21 protein-coding genes are annotated in these 21,449 nt (G+C 61.2%); 11 read left to right on the top strand and 10 right to left on the bottom strand.

Going from position 1 to position 21,449, the window contains the following annotated elements; all coding sequences use genetic code 11:
- Window positions 1–4 precede the first annotated feature (4 nt).
- The 11 genes from AC2GXZ_RS14975 (at window position 5) to AC2GXZ_RS15025 (ending at window position 8,569) form a co-directional block, all read left to right on the top strand.
- Complete coding sequence (locus AC2GXZ_RS14975) at window positions 5–889, top strand: carbohydrate ABC transporter permease (RefSeq protein WP_483759949.1); 885 nt, start codon at window positions 5–7, stop codon at window positions 887–889.
- A complete protein-coding gene (locus AC2GXZ_RS14980) occupies window positions 886–1,722 on the top strand; it encodes a carbohydrate ABC transporter permease (RefSeq protein ID WP_483759950.1) in 837 nt (278 codons plus the stop codon). The genes AC2GXZ_RS14975 and AC2GXZ_RS14980 overlap by 4 nt, the downstream gene beginning before the upstream one ends.
- A 6-nt stretch (window positions 1,723–1,728) precedes the next feature.
- A complete protein-coding gene (locus AC2GXZ_RS14985; protein ID WP_483759951.1) occupies window positions 1,729–2,136 on the top strand; it encodes a carbohydrate kinase family protein in 408 nt (135 codons plus the stop codon).
- Window positions 2,030–2,536, top strand: coding sequence for a PfkB family carbohydrate kinase (locus AC2GXZ_RS14990; RefSeq protein WP_483759952.1), 507 nt, complete (start codon window positions 2,030–2,032; stop codon window positions 2,534–2,536). The genes AC2GXZ_RS14985 and AC2GXZ_RS14990 overlap by 107 nt, the downstream gene beginning before the upstream one ends.
- A 212-nt stretch (window positions 2,537–2,748) precedes the next feature.
- Window positions 2,749–3,207 carry a phosphonate C-P lyase system protein PhnG gene (locus tag AC2GXZ_RS14995; RefSeq protein WP_483759953.1) on the top strand — a complete coding sequence of 153 codons (459 nt, stop codon included), beginning with the start codon at window positions 2,749–2,751 and terminating at the stop codon, window positions 3,205–3,207.
- A 2-nt stretch (window positions 3,208–3,209) separates the two neighbouring features.
- On the top strand, window positions 3,210–3,779 hold the full coding sequence (gene phnH, locus AC2GXZ_RS15000) for a phosphonate C-P lyase system protein PhnH (protein WP_483759954.1): 570 nt from the start codon (window positions 3,210–3,212) through the stop codon (window positions 3,777–3,779).
- Complete coding sequence (locus tag AC2GXZ_RS15005; RefSeq protein WP_483759955.1) at window positions 3,779–4,867, top strand: carbon-phosphorus lyase complex subunit PhnI; 1,089 nt, start codon at window positions 3,779–3,781, stop codon at window positions 4,865–4,867. The genes phnH and AC2GXZ_RS15005 overlap by 1 nt, the downstream gene beginning before the upstream one ends.
- The gene (locus AC2GXZ_RS15010) at window positions 4,864–5,775 is read left to right on the top strand and encodes an alpha-D-ribose 1-methylphosphonate 5-phosphate C-P-lyase PhnJ (RefSeq protein WP_483759956.1); all 912 of its coding nucleotides are present in this window, start codon (window positions 4,864–4,866) and stop codon (window positions 5,773–5,775) included. Before AC2GXZ_RS15005 ends, AC2GXZ_RS15010 begins: the two co-directional genes overlap by 4 nt.
- Window positions 5,775–6,590 carry an ATP-binding cassette domain-containing protein gene (locus tag AC2GXZ_RS15015; RefSeq protein ID WP_483759957.1) on the top strand — a complete coding sequence of 272 codons (816 nt, stop codon included), beginning with the start codon at window positions 5,775–5,777 and terminating at the stop codon, window positions 6,588–6,590. The genes AC2GXZ_RS15010 and AC2GXZ_RS15015 overlap by 1 nt, the downstream gene beginning before the upstream one ends.
- Before the next feature lie 19 nt (window positions 6,591–6,609).
- The gene (locus AC2GXZ_RS15020; protein WP_483759958.1) at window positions 6,610–7,347 is read left to right on the top strand and encodes a phosphonate C-P lyase system protein PhnL; all 738 of its coding nucleotides are present in this window, start codon (window positions 6,610–6,612) and stop codon (window positions 7,345–7,347) included.
- Window positions 7,334–8,569, top strand: coding sequence for an alpha-D-ribose 1-methylphosphonate 5-triphosphate diphosphatase (locus AC2GXZ_RS15025; protein ID WP_483759959.1), 1,236 nt, complete (start codon window positions 7,334–7,336; stop codon window positions 8,567–8,569). Before AC2GXZ_RS15020 ends, AC2GXZ_RS15025 begins: the two co-directional genes overlap by 14 nt.
- 14 nt (window positions 8,570–8,583) lie before the next feature.
- On the opposite strand, the gene AC2GXZ_RS15030 is transcribed toward AC2GXZ_RS15025, so the two are convergent.
- The 10 genes from AC2GXZ_RS15030 to AC2GXZ_RS15075 form a co-directional block, all read right to left on the bottom strand.
- On the bottom strand, window positions 8,584–9,366 hold the full coding sequence (locus tag AC2GXZ_RS15030) for an NUDIX hydrolase (RefSeq protein ID WP_483759960.1): 783 nt from the start codon (window positions 9,364–9,366) through the stop codon (window positions 8,584–8,586).
- Between the two features lie 39 nt (window positions 9,367–9,405).
- Complete coding sequence (locus tag AC2GXZ_RS15035) at window positions 9,406–10,467, bottom strand: ABC transporter ATP-binding protein (RefSeq protein ID WP_483759961.1); 1,062 nt, start codon at window positions 10,465–10,467, stop codon at window positions 9,406–9,408.
- A complete protein-coding gene (locus tag AC2GXZ_RS15040) occupies window positions 10,460–12,232 on the bottom strand; it encodes an ABC transporter permease (protein WP_483759962.1) in 1,773 nt (590 codons plus the stop codon). The genes AC2GXZ_RS15035 and AC2GXZ_RS15040 overlap by 8 nt, the downstream gene beginning before the upstream one ends.
- Window positions 12,233–12,306: 74 nt before the next feature.
- Window positions 12,307–14,388 (bottom strand): extracellular solute-binding protein, encoded by a 2,082-nt coding sequence (locus tag AC2GXZ_RS15045; protein ID WP_483759963.1) that lies wholly within the window; start codon window positions 14,386–14,388, stop codon window positions 12,307–12,309.
- Between the two features lie 452 nt (window positions 14,389–14,840).
- Entirely contained in the window at window positions 14,841–15,518 is a 678-nt protein-coding gene (locus tag AC2GXZ_RS15050; RefSeq protein ID WP_483759964.1) for an RraA family protein, read from the bottom strand.
- 7 nt (window positions 15,519–15,525) lie between these two features.
- Complete coding sequence (locus AC2GXZ_RS15055; protein ID WP_483759965.1) at window positions 15,526–16,542, bottom strand: hydroxyacid dehydrogenase; 1,017 nt, start codon at window positions 16,540–16,542, stop codon at window positions 15,526–15,528.
- Window positions 16,542–17,387: an HpcH/HpaI aldolase/citrate lyase family protein gene (locus tag AC2GXZ_RS15060; RefSeq protein WP_483759966.1), complete on the bottom strand. Its 846-nt coding sequence runs from the start codon at window positions 17,385–17,387 to the stop codon at window positions 16,542–16,544. Before AC2GXZ_RS15060 ends, AC2GXZ_RS15055 begins: the two co-directional genes overlap by 1 nt.
- The gene (locus AC2GXZ_RS15065; protein WP_483759967.1) at window positions 17,384–18,589 is read right to left on the bottom strand and encodes a CaiB/BaiF CoA transferase family protein; all 1,206 of its coding nucleotides are present in this window, start codon (window positions 18,587–18,589) and stop codon (window positions 17,384–17,386) included. Before AC2GXZ_RS15065 ends, AC2GXZ_RS15060 begins: the two co-directional genes overlap by 4 nt.
- A 7-nt stretch (window positions 18,590–18,596) precedes the next feature.
- On the bottom strand, window positions 18,597–19,673 hold the full coding sequence (locus AC2GXZ_RS15070; RefSeq protein WP_483759968.1) for an ABC transporter ATP-binding protein: 1,077 nt from the start codon (window positions 19,671–19,673) through the stop codon (window positions 18,597–18,599).
- The gene (locus tag AC2GXZ_RS15075; RefSeq protein WP_483759969.1) at window positions 19,666–21,384 is read right to left on the bottom strand and encodes an ABC transporter permease; all 1,719 of its coding nucleotides are present in this window, start codon (window positions 21,382–21,384) and stop codon (window positions 19,666–19,668) included. The genes AC2GXZ_RS15070 and AC2GXZ_RS15075 overlap by 8 nt, the downstream gene beginning before the upstream one ends.
- Window positions 21,385–21,449: the final 65 nt, after the last annotated feature.

The following is a 21,449-nucleotide window of genomic DNA, read 5'->3' on the forward strand; positions in this document are numbered from 1 at the left end:
TCCGATGTATTCCCGTCTCCGACTGCTGGCCCCCTACCTGTTCGTGGGGCCAGCCGTTCTGTCCGTCGCGATTTTCCTCTACGGCCCGCTCATCGCTTCCGCGATGCTATCGGTGCTCGACTGGAATCTCCTGTCTTCCGATATCAGCTTCGTTGGAACGGCCAATTACACGGCGGCTTTCGGCAATGCCGACTTCCGCCTGGCCGCCTGGAACACGGTCCTCTACTGTGCGATCCTCATTCCCGCCGAGATCGTCCTGCCGCTTATCCTGGCGCTGATGATCCATTCGGTGCGCAAGAGCCCCCTGCAGGGCCTTTATCGCGGTAGCCTTTTCCTGCCGACGATCGTCGCTTATTCGGTCGCCAGCATTGCCTGGTCCTGGCTGTTCAACCCGGTCAACGGCCTGTTCAACGAGATGCTCGGATTTTTCGGCTTTCCGCCGTCCCGTTGGCACACGGATCCGAACCTCGCACTTCTCTGCGTCTGCCTCGTCACCTTCTGGAAGACGTTCGGGCTCAACATGCTGCTGTGGCTCGCCGCACTCACCAACCTGCCGCATGAGCTGCGTGAAGCCTCACAGCTGGACGGCGCAGGCCCGCGGCGGCATTTCTTCACGATCAGCCTGCCGCTGATGGCACCGACCGCCTTCTTCATCAGCGTCACCACCTTCTTCCATGTTCTCGACGATATCGTCGGCGTCATCGACGTGCTGACCCATGGCGGTCCGGCCGGGCGAAGCTCGAGCGTGCTTTATTTCCTCTGGCAGCAGGGCCTGCGCTTCTTCCAGTTCGGGCCGGCCAGCGCCATTGCGATGATCATCATTGTCCTGGTCCTCGCGATCACCTGGCTGCAGTTCCGCGTAGCCGAAAGAGAGACGCATAAGGCATGAGCACTCCGATTTCCCTGCATCGGCTTTTCATCCATGCCGTCCTGCTGGTTACCTGTTTCGTCACCGTGTTTCCGCTCGTCTGGATGGTGTCTTCCGCCTTCACGCCCGACGATCTGATTGCCGGCAAGGCCATCCGTTTCTGGCCGGAACATCCGACGCTCGCGAACTTCACCTTGGCCGCCGAGCGTCATCCGATCTGGCTGTGGTTGTGGAACTCTATCCTCACGGCCACGCTGATTACCCTCGGCAAGCTTCTGCTTGCCGTCCCGGCCGGTTTCGCCTTCGGGCGGATGGAGTTTCGCGGCAGACAGGCGCTTTTCTGGTTCGTCATCGCCACCATGTCCTTCCCGACTGTACTGGCCATCATCCCGACCTATATCGGTGTGGTGAAACTGCAGGCTTTCGACACCTATGGGGCGATGATCATCCCTTCCATTCCCTATATCGGCTTCTATGTCTTTTACATGCGGCAGGCGTTTCGTTCACTCCCGGGGGCAATGTTCGAGGCGGCTCGGATCGACGGTGCGGGCCTGTGGCGGCAGTTTGCCGGCATCGGCATCCCCAATGTCATCCCGTCGATCGCCGCACTTTCGGTGATTTCCTTCATGGGTGCCTGGAACATCTACCTTTGGGGTCAGCTTGTGCTTGAGGACACCTCGAAAAAGACCCTGACGACCGGCATCGCAGTCTTTGCCGATCTCGACGGGACAGGCCAGGCCTGGGGGCCGCTGATGGCGACCAGCCTGCTTTCGATCCTGCCCGTGCTGGTAATCTTCCTGTTTGCCCAACGCTACATCGTCGATGCGCTGGCGCCGGGCATGGACGAGAGATAACCGGTCATGCATCGTGTCATCGTTATCGGCAGCGTCAACCATGACCGCATCTGGCGGCTCACCGACCCGTTGGTGCGAGGCGGCCGCCTGCATGTGGCGTCGCAAGAGATCCAGCTTGGCGGCGGTGGCTTCTTCACCGGCAGCCAGCTTCTCGATCTCGGCGCCGAAGTTTCGATGGTCACCTGGCTGAGAAGCGACGCGCAGGGTTATGCGGCCCTCGATACGCTCAAGGAGATGGGCTTCTACACGCGCGAGGTGGCGATGGAGGCCGGGGAAACGTCGCTGCTCGAAATCCTGCTTGAGCCGAATGGCGAACGCACGATCATGGGGCTATCCCAGCCATGCCCGTCCGCCGTTTACGATTGCAGCACCACTGACCGGCGACGCCGCCTATATCAACGCGCTGAGCCTTGATGCAGGCCTCTTGCATGCGCTCGATGACATTCCGATCGTCGTCACACAATTGCCGCTGCGGCCGGCGACGCCCCGCCCGGCAGATTATGTCATCTCCTCCCGCGACGACGTCGATGGCGATCTCGACACCGCCTGGCAGCGGGCCAGAGCCATTGCCGGATCACGGCTGAAAATGCTGGTGCTGACGGACGGCCCCGAACCGATCACCCTTTTCGACGGCAAGGACGAAATGAAGGTCGTGCCGCAGCAACGGATCGAGGTCAAAAGCGCCATCGGTGCCGGCGACCGTTTCAGCGGCGCCCTGCTGTTCGCGCTTCTGGAAGGAAAGACCGTAACCGCGGCAGCGGCCTTCGCCAGCACGCTGACTGCCGACTGGCTGCGCCAGCGCGACGGCCTTTAATCCACGCTGGCGACCTCGCTCATCTCCCTGCGTCACACAAACATCACGAAACTGCCGTGGACATATTCATTCGCATATCATAGTAATTCATCCGAATGAATATGATTGAGTCACCTACGCGGCTCCCGAGCCGGGAGGCGTGACCCATGCCGCAGGACATCCGCAACTCAGACGCGGGCGCGCGACTGCGGGATCGTAAGAAAGGAAGACGCATGAGTGAGCTTGCGACCGGCGAACCGGTCATCGGCACCTACTCTCACGAGCAGGCGCTCGATATCCTTGCAGGCAGCGATGCCGGGGCACTCAAGGCCTGTGCGGAACAGGTCCTGACCGGGCTCGGTGACGTTACCGTGCTGAACAACCGGACCGGGCTCGTCATGTTGCCCTTCGAGGACACGGTCAAGGGAACGGCCTTTCATCTTGGTGAAGTGCTCGTGGCTGAAGCCCATATCCGCCTGCCGGCAAGCGGCGTGGAGGGTTTTGGCGCGGTGACCGGCCGCGATCTGGAACAGGCAATGGCAATGGCCGTCGTCGATGCCGCAATCGCGACTGGCCACGACAGCGGGCCGATCCTCGTCTTCATCGAGGCCGAGGACGCCCGTCAGCAGCAGGCCGACCGGGAGCGGCTATGCAAGGTCGAGGCCACCCGCGTCCAGATGGAGACGTTTTGATCATGTCGCTTTCCATCCTCCCGACCACAGATGATAGCCGCACCAATGCAGTTTTCGAGGAGCTGATATGGGCGCTTTCGCGGCCCGGCCTGCACCGCACCCTGCCCGCCGGTGGTTTTGCCGCCATCGCGGAAAGTCTGCTCGACCGCGAATGCACGTTTCACGTTCTCGGCGACCGCGTGCTTGATGCCGAAAGTGCCGGTGACCTCGACCGCGATCTCGCCGCAACCGGCGCACGCCGTGCCGATCTTGCGCAGGCGGACTATGTGTTTGCGGCGCTCGGCTCGGCACAGGCGGTTGATGGCCTCTCGCGTCTTCGCATAGGCACGCTCGCTTATCCCGACGAGGCCGCGACGGTCTTCGCGCCGGCAGATCTCGGTACCGGTCAGAAGCTTCGGCTCTCGGGCCCCGGTATTCGTGACAGCCTGACGATCACGGTCGGCGGCATCGATGCCTCCTTCTGGCAAATGCGTGCCAAGGCGATCCGTTATCCGCTGGGCTTTGATCTTTACCTTGTCGATGGCGGCGATGTTGTCGGCATTCCCCGTTCCACAAAAGTCGAGGTGCTCTGATGGCCTATGTGGCAACCCGTGGCGGCGAGCACGCCATCGAACAGGCCGAGCGGCTTTATCGAAACGATCTCGGTGCAATCGGCAAGGACAGGGTCGATGCGATCCGCACCGGCCTTCCCTATCTCATCGATCGGCTGATGGGCGAGGCCTCGCTTTACGAACCGGATCTGGCGGCGCTTGCCCTGGCGCAAACCGGCGGCGACCTCTACGAGGCCGTTCTTTTGTTGCGCGCCTATCGCACGACACAGCCGCGCATCGCGGTGGCCGAACCGGTGAAGCAGACGGATCTGTTTACGCTGCGCCGCATCTCTGCCGCCTTCAAGGATATTCCGGGCGGCCAGATTCTTGGCCCGACACTCGATTATTCCCATCGCCTACTGCAGGTCGGCGTCCTCATGGGAGAGGATTATGTGCCGGCCCCGGTGGCCGCAGCTGCCGAGCCTGCGCCGGCAACCCAGCCCTCGCTCGCCGCTTGGCAGAAGGCACAGGGGTTGATCGCCGATCACAAGCCGGAGGCGGTCGCCCCAGACGACATACCGGACCTTACCCGCGAGCCGCTGCTCTTTCCGGCACCGCGCGCCCACAAGCTGCAAAGCCTTGCCCGCGCCGATACCGGCGGAACACTGGCACTGGGTTACTCGACCATGCGCGGTTATGGTTCGGTGCACCCGACAGTCAACGAACTGCGCCTCGCCGAGGCGCCGGTCCGGATCCGCCATCCGCACGGCACGCTTTTCAGCGCCGGCCGCGTCCGCGTCAGCCAGGCGGAAATCATCTCCAAGGCGGCGGTGCTCGAACTCGGCTTTTCGGCCACTTTCGGCTGGAACGAGGTGAAGGTTATCGCCGCCGCCTCGCTCGATCTGGCCTCAAGCCAGCCCGACGCACACGCGGCCTCGACGGAGGAATTCGTGCTCTATCATACGGAACCGGTCGAAAGCTCCGGCTTCTGCATTCACTTCAAGCTTCCGCATTATGTCACCTTCCAGTCGACGCTGGACGCCTTTCGTGGCGTCAAGGCGGATCGTGCGGCTGCCGCCGCGGCGAAGGCGGCCGAACCGCAGACCAAGCAGGAAGAGGCACCACTGTGACACTCAAGGATCTCACAAAGCCCTGGGCGGCCTTCAACTACGGATTCCTGGATGAATCGGCCAAGCGCGAACTGCGCCGCAAGATGCTGAAGGCGGTCGCGGTACCCGGCTATCAGGTGCCCTATGCCAGCCGCGAAGTGCCGATGGCGCGCGGATGGGGAACCGGCGGCCTCCAGGCAACTTTGACGCTGCTGAAGCCGACCTCCGTCGTCAAGGTGATCGATCAGGGTGCCGATGATTCCGTCAACGCCGTCAGCATCCGCAAATTCTTCGCCCGCGTCGGTGGCGCGGTCGAAACCGAGGATACGCAGAAGGCGACGATCATCCAGTCGCGCCATCGCATTCCTGAAGAGAAGCTGCGCGAGGACCAGATCCTCGTCCTGCAGGTGCCGGATCCCGAGCCGTTGCGCGCCGTGCAGCCGGATATGTCGATCACCCGCGACATGCATGGCGATGCCGATTACGGCCAGCTCTGGCTGGTGCTTTACGAGCAGCTGGTGAAGTCCGGCCGCATCATACAGGGATCGAGCTATCCCAGCATGGTCAACGGCCGCTACGTCATCTCGCCATCACCGATCCCTCGCTGGGATGTGAAGAAGCTGCATCAGGCAGACCATCTGACCATTCTTTCGGCCGGACGCGAAAAGCGCATCTATGCCGTGCCGCCCTATACGAATGTCGAGCCGCTGGTTTTCGACGACGTGCCCTACCGGGTCGAGGATCATCAGGACAAGACCTGCTATCGCAGCAATGTCACCGGATTTTTCATGAACGAACTGCCGCAGGACGACGGCTCCTCGCGCTACGAACTCTCCGACAGCCATTTCGGCGTCAAGCAGATCCGCAGACAGGACGGCGAGGCGGTCGAGATCGCAGATACCTGGTACAAGAATGGAAGGATGGACTGATGATAGCTCCCTCCAACACCGTGACCCGCGAGCAGCCGCGCCTGATGCTGGCCACGCCGATGCTGTCCATGCGCGGCATCTCCAAGAGCTTTGGCGAGGTCAAGGCGGTCATCGATGTCGATGTCACCGTCTACCCGGGCGAGGTCCTCGGCATTGTCGGCGAATCTGGTTCAGGCAAGTCCACCCTGCTACGGATGATGAATCTCGAAGATACGCCGGAGACGGGCAGCTATCATCTTTCCCTGACCGACCACGAACAGCGCAACCTCTTCACGCTCGACCGGTTCGAACGGCGCATGTTGCGCGCTCGCCATATCGGCATCGTTTATCAGAACCCGCATCTGGGTCTCCTGATGGGCCATACCAGCAGCGGCAATGTTGCCGAACGCTTGCTGATTGCCGGAAATCGCAATTTCGCCGATCTGCGTTCGCGGGCAAGAGAAGCCCTGCAGGCCTCGGAATTCCCTCTGGAGCGTATCGACGCCCGGCCACGCGAGCTTTCGGGCGGCATGCAGCAGCGCGTCCAGCTGGCCAAGGCAATCGCCCTCGAACCGGCCGTGCTTCTCCTCGACGAGCCGACCACCGGCCTCGATGTCAGCGTCCAGGCGCTGGTTCTCGACACGCTGAAACGGCTCCAGCAGGAGCGCGCCATCACCATGGTTCTGGTGTCGCATGATCTCGGCGTCATCCGCACCATGGCCGACCGGGTCATGGTCATGCGGCGCGGCCGGGTCGTGGAACAGGGACTGGCGGACCAGATCTTCCAAGACCCGCAGCACGAATATACCCAGCAACTCGTTCATGCGAAGCTTTGAGGACGACCGGACAATGGACATGCAAGTTTCCAAGTCGGGAGCGAGCCCCGTGCTGCGCGTCGAGGGTCTTTCGAAACAGTTCGAAATGCACCATCTACGCCGGACGCTCTACGCTTTCGAGGATCTGAATTTCGAACTTGGGGAAGGAGAATTCATCCTGCTGAAGGGTGAAAACGGGGCGGGCAAGTCTACGCTGCTGCGGACCCTCTACCGCTCCTATCTGCCGCAGGCCGGACACGCCTTCTATTACACAAAGGAAGGTGTGATCGACCTTGCCGCCGCCGCGGATGTCGACATTGCCGTTCTGCGCCGTCGCGAGATCGGCTTCGTCACCCAGTTCCTCAATGCCCGCCCCCGTGTCGCGGCAGAGGAGGTCGTCGCCGAACCGCTACGGCTCGCCGGAATGCCGCATGCCGAAGCCCTGATAGAAGCGCGCCGCTGGCTTGCCGCTTTCGGCGTCAAGAAACAGCTCTGGCCCGCCTACCCTTCCACCTTCTCCGGCGGCGAACAGCAGAAGGTCAATCTGGCCCGCGCCTTGATCCTGCCGCAACGTCTGCTGCTGCTCGACGAGCCGACCGCCTCGCTTGACCATTCTGCCCGGCAGGCGCTCGTTGATCGGCTCACAGAACTGAAGGCCTCAGGGGTTGCAATGATCGGCGTCTTCCATCATCCCGAGGACGTTGAAGGTCTGATCGACCGGGAGATCCATCTCAAGGCCATCAAGATCGAGGACGAGGCAGACAATGTGGCTCAATAATTTCGAGATCGTCCTGTCGGACCGTGTCATCAAGCGCGGCGCCGTTCGTGTCGAGGACGGATTGATCGTGGAAATCCGCGAAACACCCGGCGATGTTACGGATGTCGATGGCGAGGGCAGGCTGCTGCTGCCGGGCTTTGTCGATATCCATGGCGACATGATCGAGAAGGAAGTCGAGCCGCGCGCCAACGTCCGCATGCCGCTCGAACTGGGGCTCTACGACCTCGACAAGAAGCTCGCCGCCAATGGCATCACCACCGCCTATGCGGCGCTTGCCTTCACGCCGGCCACCTACGGCCATCTCCGCTCGGTGGAAAACACGACGGCGATCATCGGTGCCCTCGCCTCGATGCGACACGAACTGCTCGTTGACCATCGCGTCCATGCCCGTTTCGAAATCACCTTTCCCTCGGCCATCGAGGTAGCCGAAAAGCTGATGCGGGACGGAGCACTGGGACTGATCTCGCTGATGGATCATACGCCGGGACAGGGACAATATCGCGACCTCGAAATCCATACCCGCAACATGGCGAAGACGAAAAAGATCGACTACGCCACAGCGTTGGAGATGGTGAAGGATCGGATCGCCCAGCGCGAAGCCCATGGCGATGCCATGCATGTCGTCACCGGCCTGGCTGAACTGGCCAGGGAACAAGGCATCGCCATTGCCTCACATGACGACGACAGCCTCGAAAAGGCGGCACTGATGCACGGGCTCGGTGTCAGGATCAGCGAGTTTCCGATCACGCTGGAGGTTGCTGCAGAGGCGCGGCGTCTAGGCATGGCAACGGCCATGGGGGCACCGAACGCGCTGCGCGGCCAGTCCTATTCCGGCAATCTCTCGGCACGCGAAGCCTATGAGGCCGGTGTACTGGATATTCTTGCCAGCGATTATCATCCTTCCGCTATCCTGCCGGCCGTGATCGCCTTGGGCGATACGATCTCGGTCGGCGGCGAGAGCGGGCTTGCCAGCGCCGTGGCGCTTGCCAGCGCCAATCCGGCAAGAGCACTCGGTCTCGATGATCGCGGCATGATCGCAGAAGGCCGCCGCGCCGATTTGGTCGTCGCCGAGCGCGGACAAATGCCGCGCATGCGCGCTACGCTGCGCGGCGGCAAAATGGTGTGGTCAGATGGGACGATATCTTTCCCACCATTTTCAAGCGCGGCTGCAAGCCTGCACGATACTTCATCGCGATCGGAGGCATCCCGTCGAACCCGCTGATTTGGCGCGGTTCGTCAGCGCCCTGCCCGAGTTCGACCAAGACCACCCGCTGAAAGTCTCTCTAGGAGATCACGGCAGACGATCGCGGAATTGTATTTGAAAACATCGCGACCATCGAGAAATTCGACCATCTCGGACGAAGGCACGAGCAGACTCTCGATGAGTTCACCGTCGTGGAGAACGGGAATAAACGCTTCTGGAAGCCAAAGATCAAAGATCACCAGACGCTCCAGGTGATGCCCCTCCGACGAGGTGTAGGAAATGTCCATACGCTTCACCTCCTCGATACCAGCGAGATCCGTCGGGCTCAGTCCCGCTTCCTCGCCCGCCTCCATGACGACCGTTTCCAGTACAGTCTTCCCATGGGGCTGGCCACCCGCGACCATGGTGTCGAGATGGAGGGGAGACGCCCGTCGATCGGCTGCGCGGCGGGCGAGCCAGATCTTGGGCTCTGCACTCGATCGGACCAGCCCGTTGATGTGCACCTTCACGCCGCGAAAACCAAAAGTTCTAAGCAGGCTCCGGTCGACTGTGCCAATCACCGCTCCGTCGAAATCGGTTAGGATGGGCATGGTTTCGTTGCGTATCGGCGCAACAAGGTCCATCGGAGCAAGCGTTTCATGCGCGGCCGCGAAAGATCGCTCGAGACTGGTGGGATCACCGGGCAACAGAAGTCGATCGTCATGAACTTCGATGCCTGGCGACTTCTCGAGCAGGTTGGCTGTTCCGGAAAGGATCGAACCGACAGGGGCGGCGACAGAACTGATGAAGACCGGGAGCAGATGAGCTGAAGACATGTCGTTACTATCTATTCGAATAATTTCGGGAATTTGGACTCATTGCGATGCGAACGCCGCGGCATCCTTGCTTGAGAAGGAGAACGACAGTTCATCGCCGACAGCGCAGCGGAACGGCACAAGTACTGAGAACCGGCTCTGGCCAACGCGGAGCGAAATCCGCCACTGGCGACCTTCATAGAGCGTGCTTGCGACCGTCCCGGAAAGATGGTTGTCCAGATCGGTCTTTTCGCTATTGAAACGGATCGATGTCGGATGGAGCATCAGCAGAACCTCGGCATCCGTTGCGATCGAGTGGTGCGAGGGGAGATCAAAGCGTATCGCCTGCCCGCCTATGTCACCGACGTATCCCGCCTCATCCCTCCGAGGGTTGGCCACCTCAAGGCGGACATCATATCCGGCGAGCATGGCGACCCATTGCGAGGAAGGCGAGGAGAACAAGGCCTCGGGATGGCCCTGCTGCTCGATCCTTCCGGCGCGCATGACAATCAGACGATCGGCAAAGGAACTTGCTTCGAGAGGATCATGCGTGACGTAAAGCACGGTCGTGTCCAGCGTCCGGAACAGTTCTGCGAACTCGAGCCTCATCTCAGTCCTAAGCTGCACGTCGAGGTTCGAAAGCGGCTCATCGAGAAGCAAGATTCGAGGATCGGTGGCCAATGCTCGGGCGATTGCAACACGCTGCTGCTGGCCACCGGATAACTGAGATGGCAGCCTGTCCACCAATGCCTCGATCCGCATCAGGTGAAGAAGGCCGTCAACCTTCTTTTCGCGATCGGCGCGGTTCAACCTCGACAGACCGTATCCGACAATGTTGCCGACCCGCATGTGAGGCCAAAGCGCGTAATCCTGGAAGACCATGTTTATCGAGCGCCGATGGGTCGGTACCACGTGGCTCCTCGACGAGACGGTTTCTCCGTCTATCGATATTTCACCGCCATCGGGCCCATCCAGGCCCGCCACCAGACGAAGCAGGGTCGATTTCCCACACCCGGATGGGCCGACGATCGACGCCACCTCCCCTCGCTGTTGGCGGATCGTCAGATCGTCGAGGACGGTGTTGTCGCCAATGCGCCGGACGAGGTTCGTGATTTCAAGCATTCTGCGGTTCCTCGGACTTTCTGGACGGCCTGTCGAATGCCAAAACCGGTGTCGCGACCGATTTCAAGAAAAAGATGATCACCACCGTGGCGCCACCTGCGACAAAGGTCGCAGCGGTGGACACGCCGAAATCGCCCTGCTCGAACGCACGGTTGACGTAGACGGGAAGGACGCTGAGCCTCGGCGGTCGCAGGATGGCGTTGATGGCAAGATCGAAGACGGCGGATCCGAAGGCGGCAAGTGTTGCCGATATCAGAGCGATCGCCGTCAACGGGATCACGATCGTCATCAGGCGACGCGCCATGCCGGCGCCATTCGTCGCCGCTGCGTGGAGCATTGTTGAAGGGAGTTGGGCGAAGGAGCCGAGCATGATCCTGATCGCATAGGGGATTGCCCCCGCGGTCCCCGCAAGGATCAGGATCGAGGGATGTCCATAAAGGTTCATGCCCAGTCGATCGAGAGCCGGGGAGTTCCAGATGAAGATGTAGCCTATACCCAGCACCACCCCTGGAACGGCAAGGCTCAAGGTGCAAGTCAGGTCGATCAGCCTGTTGAGACCGAAGTTCGAGAATGTAAGGACATAGGCCGCCAGAAAGGCCACGACGGCGCTGCAGATCGCGGCCCCTGCAGCAATCCAGAGCGAGTTCCCGAGTGCATCCAGGAAACGGCTGGTGTCGTTGAACACGGAGACATAGTTCTCGGTCGTCCATGATATCGATCCGTCCGCAGAAACCGTTCCATTCGAGATCGAGACGATGAAGCTGGCGCCGAGCGGGATGACGATCGCCAGGCAGATGATTGATAATGCATAGAGATCGGCGATCCAACCCCACTTGGAGTGGCTTGCCTGCGATTGCTTGGCACGGGCCGTCAGGAAATCGAAACGCCGACGGCGGATCAAATAGAAGTAGAGGCAGACGGCCAGCAGGAGCAGCGCGGTCACATAGAATGCGAGGATGCCCGCCTGATCGAACCGGATCGGCGACTGGTTGATCGCCACGTAGATCGCGTAGGTCAGCGTCGGAAACCTGTATGTCGTCGCCAGGGCCGCAGGAAGCCCGAAGTCCCCGATCACGTCGATGAAGATCAGAACGCAGCCGGACAGGACGGCAGGCATCAGCAGCGGCAGATGGATCGTGCGAAACACCCGAGCGGGCCCTGCCCCTGACAGGCTGGCAGCATGGCCGAGATCATCAAGTCGCCACTGGAGCCCTGCCGATACCGCGAGATAGGCCAGCGGGAACGCTTTCAAGCTCATCACGATGGCAAGCCCTATCGGATTGAATACCGCATCGGTAACGAAACCCATGCCAAACCACTGGTTCGCGATCCCCGCCCGACCGGCGAACAGCATCCAGCCTTGAGCAATCACGAAGGATGGAAGGATCAGAATGAGCCAGGCGGAAATGTCGATCAGACCCGCAGTCACCATTCGGATACGGTGCCTTAAGAAAGCCAGGGCCGTCCCGATAGCACCACCGAGAACGGCTGCAAACAGACTGAGCTTGAGAGAGTTCAGCAGTGCCTGCTTCCAGAGAGGCCTCGTGAAAATATCCAGCAGGCTGGCGGGTGCAGAAGATCGAACCCCGGCCGTGAGCGCGCCGGGCATGAACGCCTGCAGCAGAACGGCTCCCAATGGGCCGAGGATCAAAACGAAGAGCGTCACAACAACGATACTTCCAAGAGCGGTCTCCGCCTTTGGAAATGCAAATGAACGCGGACGGCGCTTGCCCGTCGGCATCGGCCGCGCGGTGATAATCGACATTGAAAGGTTCCGGATGTTTCAATCGTGAACGCGGGCCGCCATCGAGTGAAGACGGCCCGCTTGCACTAAAATCCTCAGCGAACGGCCTGATCTGCGAACCAGGTCTTGATCGTTTCTTCGTTCGATGCGGCGAATGCCGGCGGAGCGACCTTGTAGATGGAGCCTTCCGGCGGACCGTCGGCACGGCGGCCCGCACCCGTCACGGTCGGTTCGAACAGACCGTCTGCTCCTGCGCTGTCCTGCAGATGCTTCTGAGTGCCGGGCTCGAGGAGCCACTCCACGAATGCCTGGGAGCCTTCCGGCCGCTTGGTCTTGGCCTGAACGCCGACGCCGCGTACGGAGGCAGGTGCGCCATCCTTGGGCCAGACGATGCTGATCGGTGCACCGCCCGCTTTCAACGAATAGGCGACCTGCGACGTGAGAAGGGCGACTGAGATGTCACCGGACGTCAGCGCCTTGCCGACCGGGCCGTTGGTCCGGAACACGCGCATGCCGTTTTCGAACAGCCCAGAGAACATCTGGCGGGCCTTGTCGTCCCCCATCGAATAGAAGAGCTGTGCAACGCAGGGGTATGCCGGGGCGGCAACGGCCGGGTCGGCCATGCCCATCTTGCCGGTATATGCGGCGTCGAGCAGGTCCTCGAAGCCCGCAGGCGCGGAACTGACGAGATCGCTCCGGTAAGCAAGAACGCATGATGCAGCCATGCCAATCGGGAACCACGACTTGTCCTCCGGCATCTGCGTCTTGCCGAGATCATTGAGATTGCCGAGATTGCGCGGCTCGATCATGCGCTTGAGCTGTCCCTGCTGGGCAAGGGAGAAGAGCGCGTTGGATCCGTTGAAGATCACGGCATCCCATTGCGGATTTCCAGCTTCCGCGGCAATGCGGGCCAGAAGCTCGCCGCCGCTCATCTGAACGACATCGACGTCACGGCCGGTATCAGCCTTGAAGCGATCCTTGAGCACGTTTTCGAAGTCGTTTGTATAAAGAACGATGGGGCCTGGCGTATCGTCCGCGTGGGCGGGCATAGAGAACAGGCTGGCCGCACCGAGGATGGCTGCGCCTGCAGCCTGGAATATGGGATTCATCAAAACCTCTCCTTCCGGGTCGATCGAGGCATCACGCCGAGGGCGAATGCCTTCGTACGATCCGACCTTAGGAGCCGTATATGACGGCTGGAGTCTGATGTCGGGATGCAATATCGGAACCGTCGGTTCCAGTTCTGGAACGTCTGCGAGATTGAAATGGGACTTCGATGTGTTGAAACTGTCTCGGACCATGACCTCCAGCGATTTCGCAACCTCACGAACCGCGGCGCTGGGAAAACTCACCGATTGGGTCAGCAGGCTGATCGCCACCTCGTCAGCCGTCCAGCCGGGAAGCACATCGACAAGCCGACCCGCCGCGATCAATGGCGCGCACACGAAGTCGGGCACGATTCCGATCCCGGCTTCGGCACGGACTGCATCAAGGATCACGTCGAGATCATGCGACCGGATTCTCGGGCTGTGAACGACTTCGGTTGCCGTTCTCCCGGTGCAGCGGAAGCGCAGGTTCTTCCAGTCCCGTGCCGGATCGAATGCGACCAGATCGAAATGCACGAGCGAATCCGGGCAGGATGGAAGCCCCTTTCGCCTCACCCATTGCGGTACGGCAACGGCTCGCAACGCCGTCGCCCCAACCCGTCTCTGCTTGAGCAACGAGTCCTGGAGTTGCCCGCGATGCAGGCGGATGGTGACGTCGAAACCGTCACGCGCCTGATCGTCGTCGCGATCGGCAATTTCCAGAGAGATGTTCATGCCCGCGTGCCGGCGGGCAATGTCGCAGGCGAATTTTCCAGCGCAAGCGCGGAACGCAGACGACAGACTGACCCGCACATGTCCGGCGGGTTCCCTGTTGTCATGATGGAAGCTTGCTTCGGCAGCATACCCTGCCGCCGAGATCTCCTGGCAGTGCAGAAGGAAACGTCGTCCGACATCGGTCAGTGCGAAAGCTTCGCCGTTCCTTTCCACGAGCATCGATTTGAGTTGGGCTTCGAGGCCGGACAGCCTGCGGCTCAGCGTCGACTTGGGCAGGTTCAGCGCGCGGCTGGCGCGGGCAATTCCACCGTGTTCGGCAATCAGTGCGAATAAGCGGAGGTCGTTGAGGTCGAGCATATGGGCCGTCTTCTTGCATGACAGCTCACATTACGAACGTTGCATGACAGCCGCTTGTCACACAGGATGGATAAGTGCAGATCAATCAGAGTTTTCCCGCAAGGGGCAAAAATCGATCATTTCGATATGGTGACGCAGGTCCGACAGGACCGGGCCGATCGACGCAGCCGGCCGCGGCCCGCGGAATGTCCGGATCCAGGTTGTCAGGTATGAGGGCGAGCCGCAGGCCTACTCGCAACGGCACCAGAACGGCGGAAACACGAGCCGATCGAATTCTTCGACTGAGAACTGAAAACCAGCCGAGCTTTTCTGGCTTGGCTGGTTACTCACCCAGGCCTGTCATCGATTTGGCCGGGATCGGCAAGCCAGGACGGGTCGTGGAAATACCCGCCCAGCTAAAGTCACGTATAGATCGATCTCGCCTAGGCGACTGACCCCGCTTGGCAGTCTGCTCAGTCGATAAAATCGCAACCAGCTTCCAAGAGTGCTTTGTCAACCCATGCGCGCTCCAGCGTGCCGGCCTCTGTCTCGGCCATCTGCTTTGTTTCAGCCTCATTTTTTTTAAGCGTAGCCGCAAGTATATTGGCCGCCTCCGCCTTCGGCACACTCACCACGCCATCGAGATCGCCGAGAATGAGATCACCCGGCTCGATGACGGTGCCGTTGATTGCGATTGGCAGTCCGATTTCCCCCGGTCCCGTGCGATAGGGGCCGCGGTGGGTGACACCGACGGCAAATGTCGGGACATTGCGCTCAAGAAAGGCCTCGGCATCCCGAATTGCGCCATTCAGAACAAATCCGGCAACGCCGCGCCGCAGGGCATGCGCCAGCATCAGTTCGCCCATAAGAGAATTCGCCATGTCGGCGGCGGCGTCAACGACGATCACGTCGCCGGGCTTTGCCATGTCTATCGCCTTATGAAGCATCAGGTTGTCACCTGGACGTGTGCGTACCGTGAGCGCAGGGCCGGCCAGAACGCCGGACCGATGCATCGGTCGCATACCAGTGCCGAGCGCGCAGATGCGCGACATGGAATCGCTGACATTGGCAACCGGAAGGCTGCGGAAGGCATCCACGAGAGCAGGCTCGATACGATCCCAGTTCAGTTTGACGCGAAATCCGTAGGTCATGAAATCCTCAGGCAGAAAGTTCGGTTGGACGGGCGATGGAGCGTTCGTCGGGCGCATTGCCATCGAGAACGCTGATGATGTGCTGGGCGGCAATGACCGCCATCGCATCGGCGGAGCCATAGGTGACGCCACCGATATGTGGCGTCGCGATCAGCGTGTTGAGGGCCCAGAGCGGGCTGTCGGCGGCCGGCGGCTCGGTGGCGAAACTGTCGAGCGCCGCCCCGGCAATCGTGCCGGCTGCAAGCGCTTGTGCCAGATCTGCCTCGTTGATGATGCCGCCGCGGGCGGTGTTCACCAGAACCGCAGACTTCTTCATCAACACCAGACGACGCGCGTCGATCAGATCGCGGGTAGCAGCCGTCAGCGGGCAATGGATGCTGAGAATATCGAGCGCCGGCAACATGGCATCGATGTCATTGGCGGACGCGAACCCGTCAGCCTCGGCGGCACCTGGCGCGAAGGGATCGTAGACCACCACCTCCATACCGAGCGCTTCGGCCATGCGGCCAGCCTCGCGGCCGATCCCGCCATAACCGACGAGACCGATCGTGGCGCCGAGAAAATCCTTGCCTGTGAATGTCGGCTTCGGCCATTCACCACTCTTCACCGCCCGGTCAAGTGGCAGCACTTCCTTGATCAGGCTGAGGGCGAGCGCGATCGTATGCTCGGCAACGGCACGAGAGTTCGAGCCCATTGCCCGAAGCACGGGGATACCCAGCTTTGCAGCCGCGGCGATATCGACATTGTCGACGCCGACGCCGTGTTTGGCGATCACCCGAAGATTGGGCGAAGCCGAAATCACCTCTTGCGTGATGCGCCCCTGGCGCACCATCAGCCCGTCGATTTTGAGATCGGCAGCGCGCTTGGCCACCACATCCGAGGGGTCGTAGGGCGGCGAAAAGAAGACGTCGATATCATGCGCGTTCAACAAGCGGATCGCCTTTTCGGCAATCTTGTTGTGGCTGACGAGGATGCGTCGACCACGCGTGCCGTGCTCGGCCCCTTGGATGATGTCATGGGTCATCAGTTGGCCCGTCCTTTCTCAAATCGCTCAAGTAGCTTTTCGGCGCGCGTCACGATCGGCGCGTCGACGAACCTGCCATCCAGCATGAACGCCCCTCGCCCGGCAGCCGCCTCTTCCGCGTTGGCGGCGACGACCTTCTGCGCCCAGGCGATCTCTTCCGGGCTCGCAGCGAAACATTCGTTGAGGATGGGCACGACGGAGGGGTGGATGCAGGTCGCTCCGTCGAAACCGAAGTCACGCGCCTCGATCGCGGCAGAGCGGAGAGAATCCTTGTCGGCGAAATCGACCGTGGTCCTCAGCATGCCGAAGGAAAGCACTCCGGCTTCCTTGGCGGCATAATGGATCATCAGCTTGGGATAACGCAGCACATCCGGGGTCGGCTTGGCGCCCATCGCAGTGGCCAGATCCTCGCCGCCGGAGGTGATCGCCATAACGCGTGGCCCGTGCGCGATCGCACGAACCTCGAACAGGCCCTTCATATCCTCGATAAGCGGTACAAAGGCGATCGGCTGACGATCCGTCTCATGGGACCTCAGGCTTTCATCGAGACGCACGAGAACGTCCGCACTGTCGACCTTTGGGACATAAAGTGCATCGGCCCCGGCAAGGGTTGCCGCCACCGCATCCTCGACGAGGCGATCCGACTGGTTGACACGGACGAAGACCTGGCACCCGGCCTGCCGGATCTCCGGCACCCAACTCGCCAGCCCGTCGCGCGCCTCGGTCTTGGCATTTTCCGGCACGGCATCCTCGAGATCGATGATGACGACATCGGCACCGCGCTGTCCCGCCTTCTCCAGAAAGCGGGGAGCATTGCCGGGAACGTAAAGAAGCGAGGAAATCATTCCTTCACCTCCAGGTCTGCCGGAGCCATGCCGATTTCCGCGAGGATGGCCTCGGTCTGCTCACCGACATCCGGCGCCGGATGGCGGAAGACGCCGGGCGTCGCAGACAGGCGCGGAAAGATGTTGTGCTGTGGGATGCTGCCGAGATCGGCATCCTCCACATCGACGACGATCTCCCGCTCGGCAAAATGCCGGTCGGTGCTGATATCAGCAATGTCGTAGACCGGGCCGACGGTTGCGCCGGCCGCACGCATCACTGCGAGAGCGTCGTCGCGGGTGCGGGTGAGGAACCATGCACCGAGTGCTTCATCCACCAGTTCGCGATGTCTGACGCGTTCCATATTTGTCGAAAAGCGCGGATCGTCCTTCATCTCCGGCCGACCGACGATGTCGAAGATGCGCATTGCGATCACCTGCGTGGAGCCGGACAGCGCCACGTATTTCCCGTCGCTGCACAGATAGACGTTGCGTGGCGAAACCGTGTTGGAGCCGGAGCCGGACCTCTGTTTGACCTTGCCGGTCACGTGGTAGATCGAGGCCTCCGGTCCAAGCGATGCGAAGATCGGCTCCAGCAGTGACAGGTCGATGACCTGGCCCTTGGCATCGCCGCGTTCACGGGCGAACAGCGCCATCATCACCGCATTGGCACCCGTGAGGCCCGAGATCATGTCGGCCAGAGCCAGCGGCGGTAATACCGGCTCTCGATCCGGAAAACCGGTACGTGAGGCAAAACCGCTCATCGCCTCGACCAGCGTGCCAAAACCCGGAAGCTTGGCGTAAGGTCCTGTCTGGCCAAATCCAGAAATCCGCACGATGATCAGCTTCGGATTGAGCTCAAGCAGGCTTTCCGGTGAAAGCCCCATCTCCTCCAGCGTCCCCGGCCGAAAGTTTTCGATGAAAACGTCTGCCTTCTCGAGCAGCTTCATCAGTGCCGCCAGCGCCTTCGGTTGGCGCAGGTTGAGCGCGATCGAGCGCTTGTTGCGGCCATAGGTCTTCCAGTGCAGCGAATGGCCGTTGTCGCGCCATTCCCTAAGTGCATCCCCCTGTGGCGGCTCCACTTTGACGACATCGGCGCCAAAGTCGCCAAGCTGCAAGGACAGCATGTTGCCGGCGACGACGCGGCTCAGGTCGACGACACGGATGCCGTGCAACGGCCCTTTTTGCTCGGGCTGAAAGCGGACAGTTTTCTTTGTCTCTGCCATGGGGACCTCAATTCGCGCCGGGCTTGTCGGGGAAGACAGCGCAATGTTCCTGAGGGATGCGTACGAGGATAGAATCCTCCTTCAGCTCGGAAGGGGTCTGGATGCGAAACTCGATCGGGCCGGAACGGACGGCATATTGCCAGACCGAACCCAGATAGGTGCGCTGATCGATCGACACCCGCATCGTGTTCGGTCCAGTCGAGCTGGAAAGCTCGATCTTTTCCGGACGGATGGCGACGACGACGGAACCATCCTTACCGGCCGGACCGGGTGGGGTGACAATCTCGCTGCCGTCGGCAAGACGGATACGTGCCCTGTCCGTGCCGCCTTCGATCATCGTGCCGTCGAAGAAGTTGGACGATCCGATAAAGTCCGCGACGAAGCTGTCGGCTGGACGCTCGTATATCTCTCGCGGCGTGCCGAGCTGGCGCATCCGGCCCATGCTCATCACGGCGATCCGGTCGGAAACGGCAAGTGCTTCCGCCTGGTCATGGGTGACGTAAATGGTGGTGACGTTCAGTCGTTCCTGCAATTCGCGCAGCCAGACGCGGGCACGTTCACGCAGTTTCGCGTCGAGGTTCGACAATGGCTCGTCGAGCAGCAGAAGCGGTGGGCGATAGACGAGCGCACGGGCGAGCGCGACACGCTGCTGCTGGCCGCCCGAGAGCTCGAACGGATAACGGTCCGCATAGGGCAGCATTTCGACGAGGCCGAGGGCTTCCCTGATGCGCTCGTCGCGCTCCGCCCTGCCGATCTTGCGAAGCGTCAGCGGGAAGGCCAGGTTTTCCGCCACCGTCTTGTGCGGCCAGAGCGCATAGGACTGGAAGACCAGACCGATATTGCGCTTTTCCGGTGGCACCGTGTTGTTCGGGTTACCGTCGAACAGCACCCGGTCGCCGACGCGGATCGTACCCGAAGTCGCATGATTGAGGCCGGCGACCGCAAACAGCGAGGTCGACTTGCCGCAACCGGAAGGCCCGAGCAGCGTCAGGAATTCGCCCGACGCGACATGAATGTTGAGATTGTCGACGGCCGTGACGGCGCCGTACTTGATGGTGAGATTTTCGAGAACGAGATCAGCCATAGATTTTGGCTCCCATGACGCGGCGTGCGATGATGACGAACGCGGCGGTAATGACGACTTGGATGGTTGCGAGGGCGGAGACCGGTCCGTTATCGCCTTGGGCGACAAGCTGCAGCATGGTGGTGCCGATGATTTCGGACCCCGGCTGGTAGAGGAAGGCCGCCGTCACATACTCCTTGAAAAAGTGGATGAAGAGCAGCGCGTAACAGCTGAACAGAGCAGGCTTCAGGATCGGTACGATGATACGCGTCACCGTCGTCCACCAGTCTGCACCCGAGATGCGTGCACCACGATCGAGTTCCTCGCCGACCTGGGCCAGCGCCGGCGCAATCGCACCGAAACCGACCGGAATGTAGCGGATCATGAAGGCGAGGATCAGCACGGCGATCGTGCCGCGGATAACGTCTGCTCCGGGCAGCCAGATCACCGCGTAGAAAAAGCCGAGACCCGCGATGATCCCCGGCAGCGCGCGGGGGAAGAGCGCGATATATTCGAGCGACCGGCTGTGCTTGAAGTCGGAGCGACGGGCAACCAGCGCGATGACCAGAATGAAGAACGTACCGATTGCCGCACCGATTGTTGCAACCAACACGGAATTGACGATCGAGCGCACATAGTTGGCCGATCCGAGAACATGCTCGAAATTCGCAGTCGTCAGCACCTTCCAGAAGGGAATGAGCGGCGTGAGAAAACTCACCGCCGAGCGCATGAAGATGCCACCGAAGATCGAGATGATCGTCAGGAATGCGAAGGCAAAGACGAACACGAAGGCCGGCCAGCGCCAGGCGCCAAGGTCGAGCGTCGAAGGCCGGCTCGCCTTACCGCGTACGGTGACGAAGCGGCCAGCACCCTTCATCAGAAAACCCTGCAGCCAAACGAGGAAGGCGACGACGACCAAAAGGATGACGGCAGCTGCACCGACAATGCCGTATTCTGGCCGCACGGCAGCATTGATGCCGGCGTTGTAGAGAAAGGTCGTGACTGTCTGGATGCCGGACGGGCCGCCGAAGAGCAGCGGGATTGCCAGCATCTCGATGCCGACGACGAAGTTCAGCACCGCCGAATAGATGATCGCCGGACGGATCATCGGGATTGTGACCGAAAACAGAGCCCGGAAGGGACCGGCACCGGTCGAACGCGCCGCATCTTCCAGCAGCGGATCAGCCTTGGTGACGGCCGCCAGACACATGAGATAAGTGAGCGGCGCCTGGCTGAGGCCCGCGACGATGCCCATGCCGGTCACGCTGTAGAGGTTCCACGGCGCGCCGCCGAGATAGGTTTTGGCAGCAAGCGTCATGAAGCCCGACGGGCCATACATGGTGAACCAGCCGAAGGCTATGACGAGGTTCGAAACGAACAGCGGCCAGATGAAGATCTCGCCCAGCCACTTGCGGCCCGGCAGGTTGGTGCGGCCGACAAGCACGGCCATGACTGCACCGAAGACCTGCGCGACCACCATCGTCAAGGCGCCGAAATAGAGCGTGTTGAAGAAAACGCCGGCCATGCCCGGCTCGCTGAACAGGCGGGTGAAATTGCCGACCGTCATTACGGCCGTATCGTCATAAAGCGGCTTGTCGAGGAAAGCCTGGAAGATAATCGGGGTGATCGGACCGAATACGAGGATCGTCGTCAGCGCCGCAACGCCCCAGTAGATCGCACGCGATCGGTCTATCCCCCGTCCGGCCGTGCCGGGGTGGCTGATATCCGTCATCGAATTTTCCTGTCAGGGTTGGTGGAAGGGCCGGCGGTATAGGGGTGCTGGCGGCCGGCCCTTCG

This window comes from Aliirhizobium sp. YIM B11859, assembly GCF_057163345.1.

Bases quoted from the DNA above. Each gene is read 5' to 3' on its own strand.
- AC2GXZ_RS14975 (WP_483759949.1), top strand. From the start codon at position 5: ATGTATTCCCGTCTCCGACTGCTGGCCCCCTACCTGTTCGTGGGGCCA.
- AC2GXZ_RS14980 (WP_483759950.1), top strand. From the start codon at position 886: ATGAGCACTCCGATTTCCCTGCATCGGCTTTTCATCCATGCCGTCCTG.
- AC2GXZ_RS14985 (WP_483759951.1), top strand. From the start codon at position 1,729: ATGCATCGTGTCATCGTTATCGGCAGCGTCAACCATGACCGCATCTGG.
- AC2GXZ_RS14990 (WP_483759952.1), top strand. From the start codon at position 2,030: ATGGCGAACGCACGATCATGGGGCTATCCCAGCCATGCCCGTCCGCCG.
- AC2GXZ_RS14995 (WP_483759953.1), top strand. From the start codon at position 2,749: ATGAGTGAGCTTGCGACCGGCGAACCGGTCATCGGCACCTACTCTCAC.
- phnH (WP_483759954.1), top strand. From the start codon at position 3,210: ATGTCGCTTTCCATCCTCCCGACCACAGATGATAGCCGCACCAATGCA.
- AC2GXZ_RS15005 (WP_483759955.1), top strand. From the start codon at position 3,779: ATGGCCTATGTGGCAACCCGTGGCGGCGAGCACGCCATCGAACAGGCC.
- AC2GXZ_RS15015 (WP_483759957.1), top strand. From the start codon at position 5,775: ATGATAGCTCCCTCCAACACCGTGACCCGCGAGCAGCCGCGCCTGATG.
- AC2GXZ_RS15020 (WP_483759958.1), top strand. From the start codon at position 6,610: ATGCAAGTTTCCAAGTCGGGAGCGAGCCCCGTGCTGCGCGTCGAGGGT.
- AC2GXZ_RS15025 (WP_483759959.1), top strand. From the start codon at position 7,334: ATGTGGCTCAATAATTTCGAGATCGTCCTGTCGGACCGTGTCATCAAG.
- AC2GXZ_RS15030 (WP_483759960.1), bottom strand. From the start codon at position 9,366: ATGTCTTCAGCTCATCTGCTCCCGGTCTTCATCAGTTCTGTCGCCGCC.
- AC2GXZ_RS15035 (WP_483759961.1), bottom strand. From the start codon at position 10,467: ATGCTTGAAATCACGAACCTCGTCCGGCGCATTGGCGACAACACCGTC.
- AC2GXZ_RS15040 (WP_483759962.1), bottom strand. From the start codon at position 12,232: ATGTCGATTATCACCGCGCGGCCGATGCCGACGGGCAAGCGCCGTCCG.
- AC2GXZ_RS15045 (WP_483759963.1), bottom strand. From the start codon at position 14,388: ATGCTCGACCTCAACGACCTCCGCTTATTCGCACTGATTGCCGAACAC.
- AC2GXZ_RS15050 (WP_483759964.1), bottom strand. From the start codon at position 15,518: ATGACCTACGGATTTCGCGTCAAACTGAACTGGGATCGTATCGAGCCT.
- AC2GXZ_RS15055 (WP_483759965.1), bottom strand. From the start codon at position 16,542: ATGACCCATGACATCATCCAAGGGGCCGAGCACGGCACGCGTGGTCGA.
- AC2GXZ_RS15060 (WP_483759966.1), bottom strand. From the start codon at position 17,387: ATGATTTCCTCGCTTCTTTACGTTCCCGGCAATGCTCCCCGCTTTCTG.
- AC2GXZ_RS15065 (WP_483759967.1), bottom strand. From the start codon at position 18,589: ATGGCAGAGACAAAGAAAACTGTCCGCTTTCAGCCCGAGCAAAAAGGG.
- AC2GXZ_RS15070 (WP_483759968.1), bottom strand. From the start codon at position 19,673: ATGGCTGATCTCGTTCTCGAAAATCTCACCATCAAGTACGGCGCCGTC.
- AC2GXZ_RS15075 (WP_483759969.1), bottom strand. From the start codon at position 21,384: ATGACGGATATCAGCCACCCCGGCACGGCCGGACGGGGGATAGACCGA.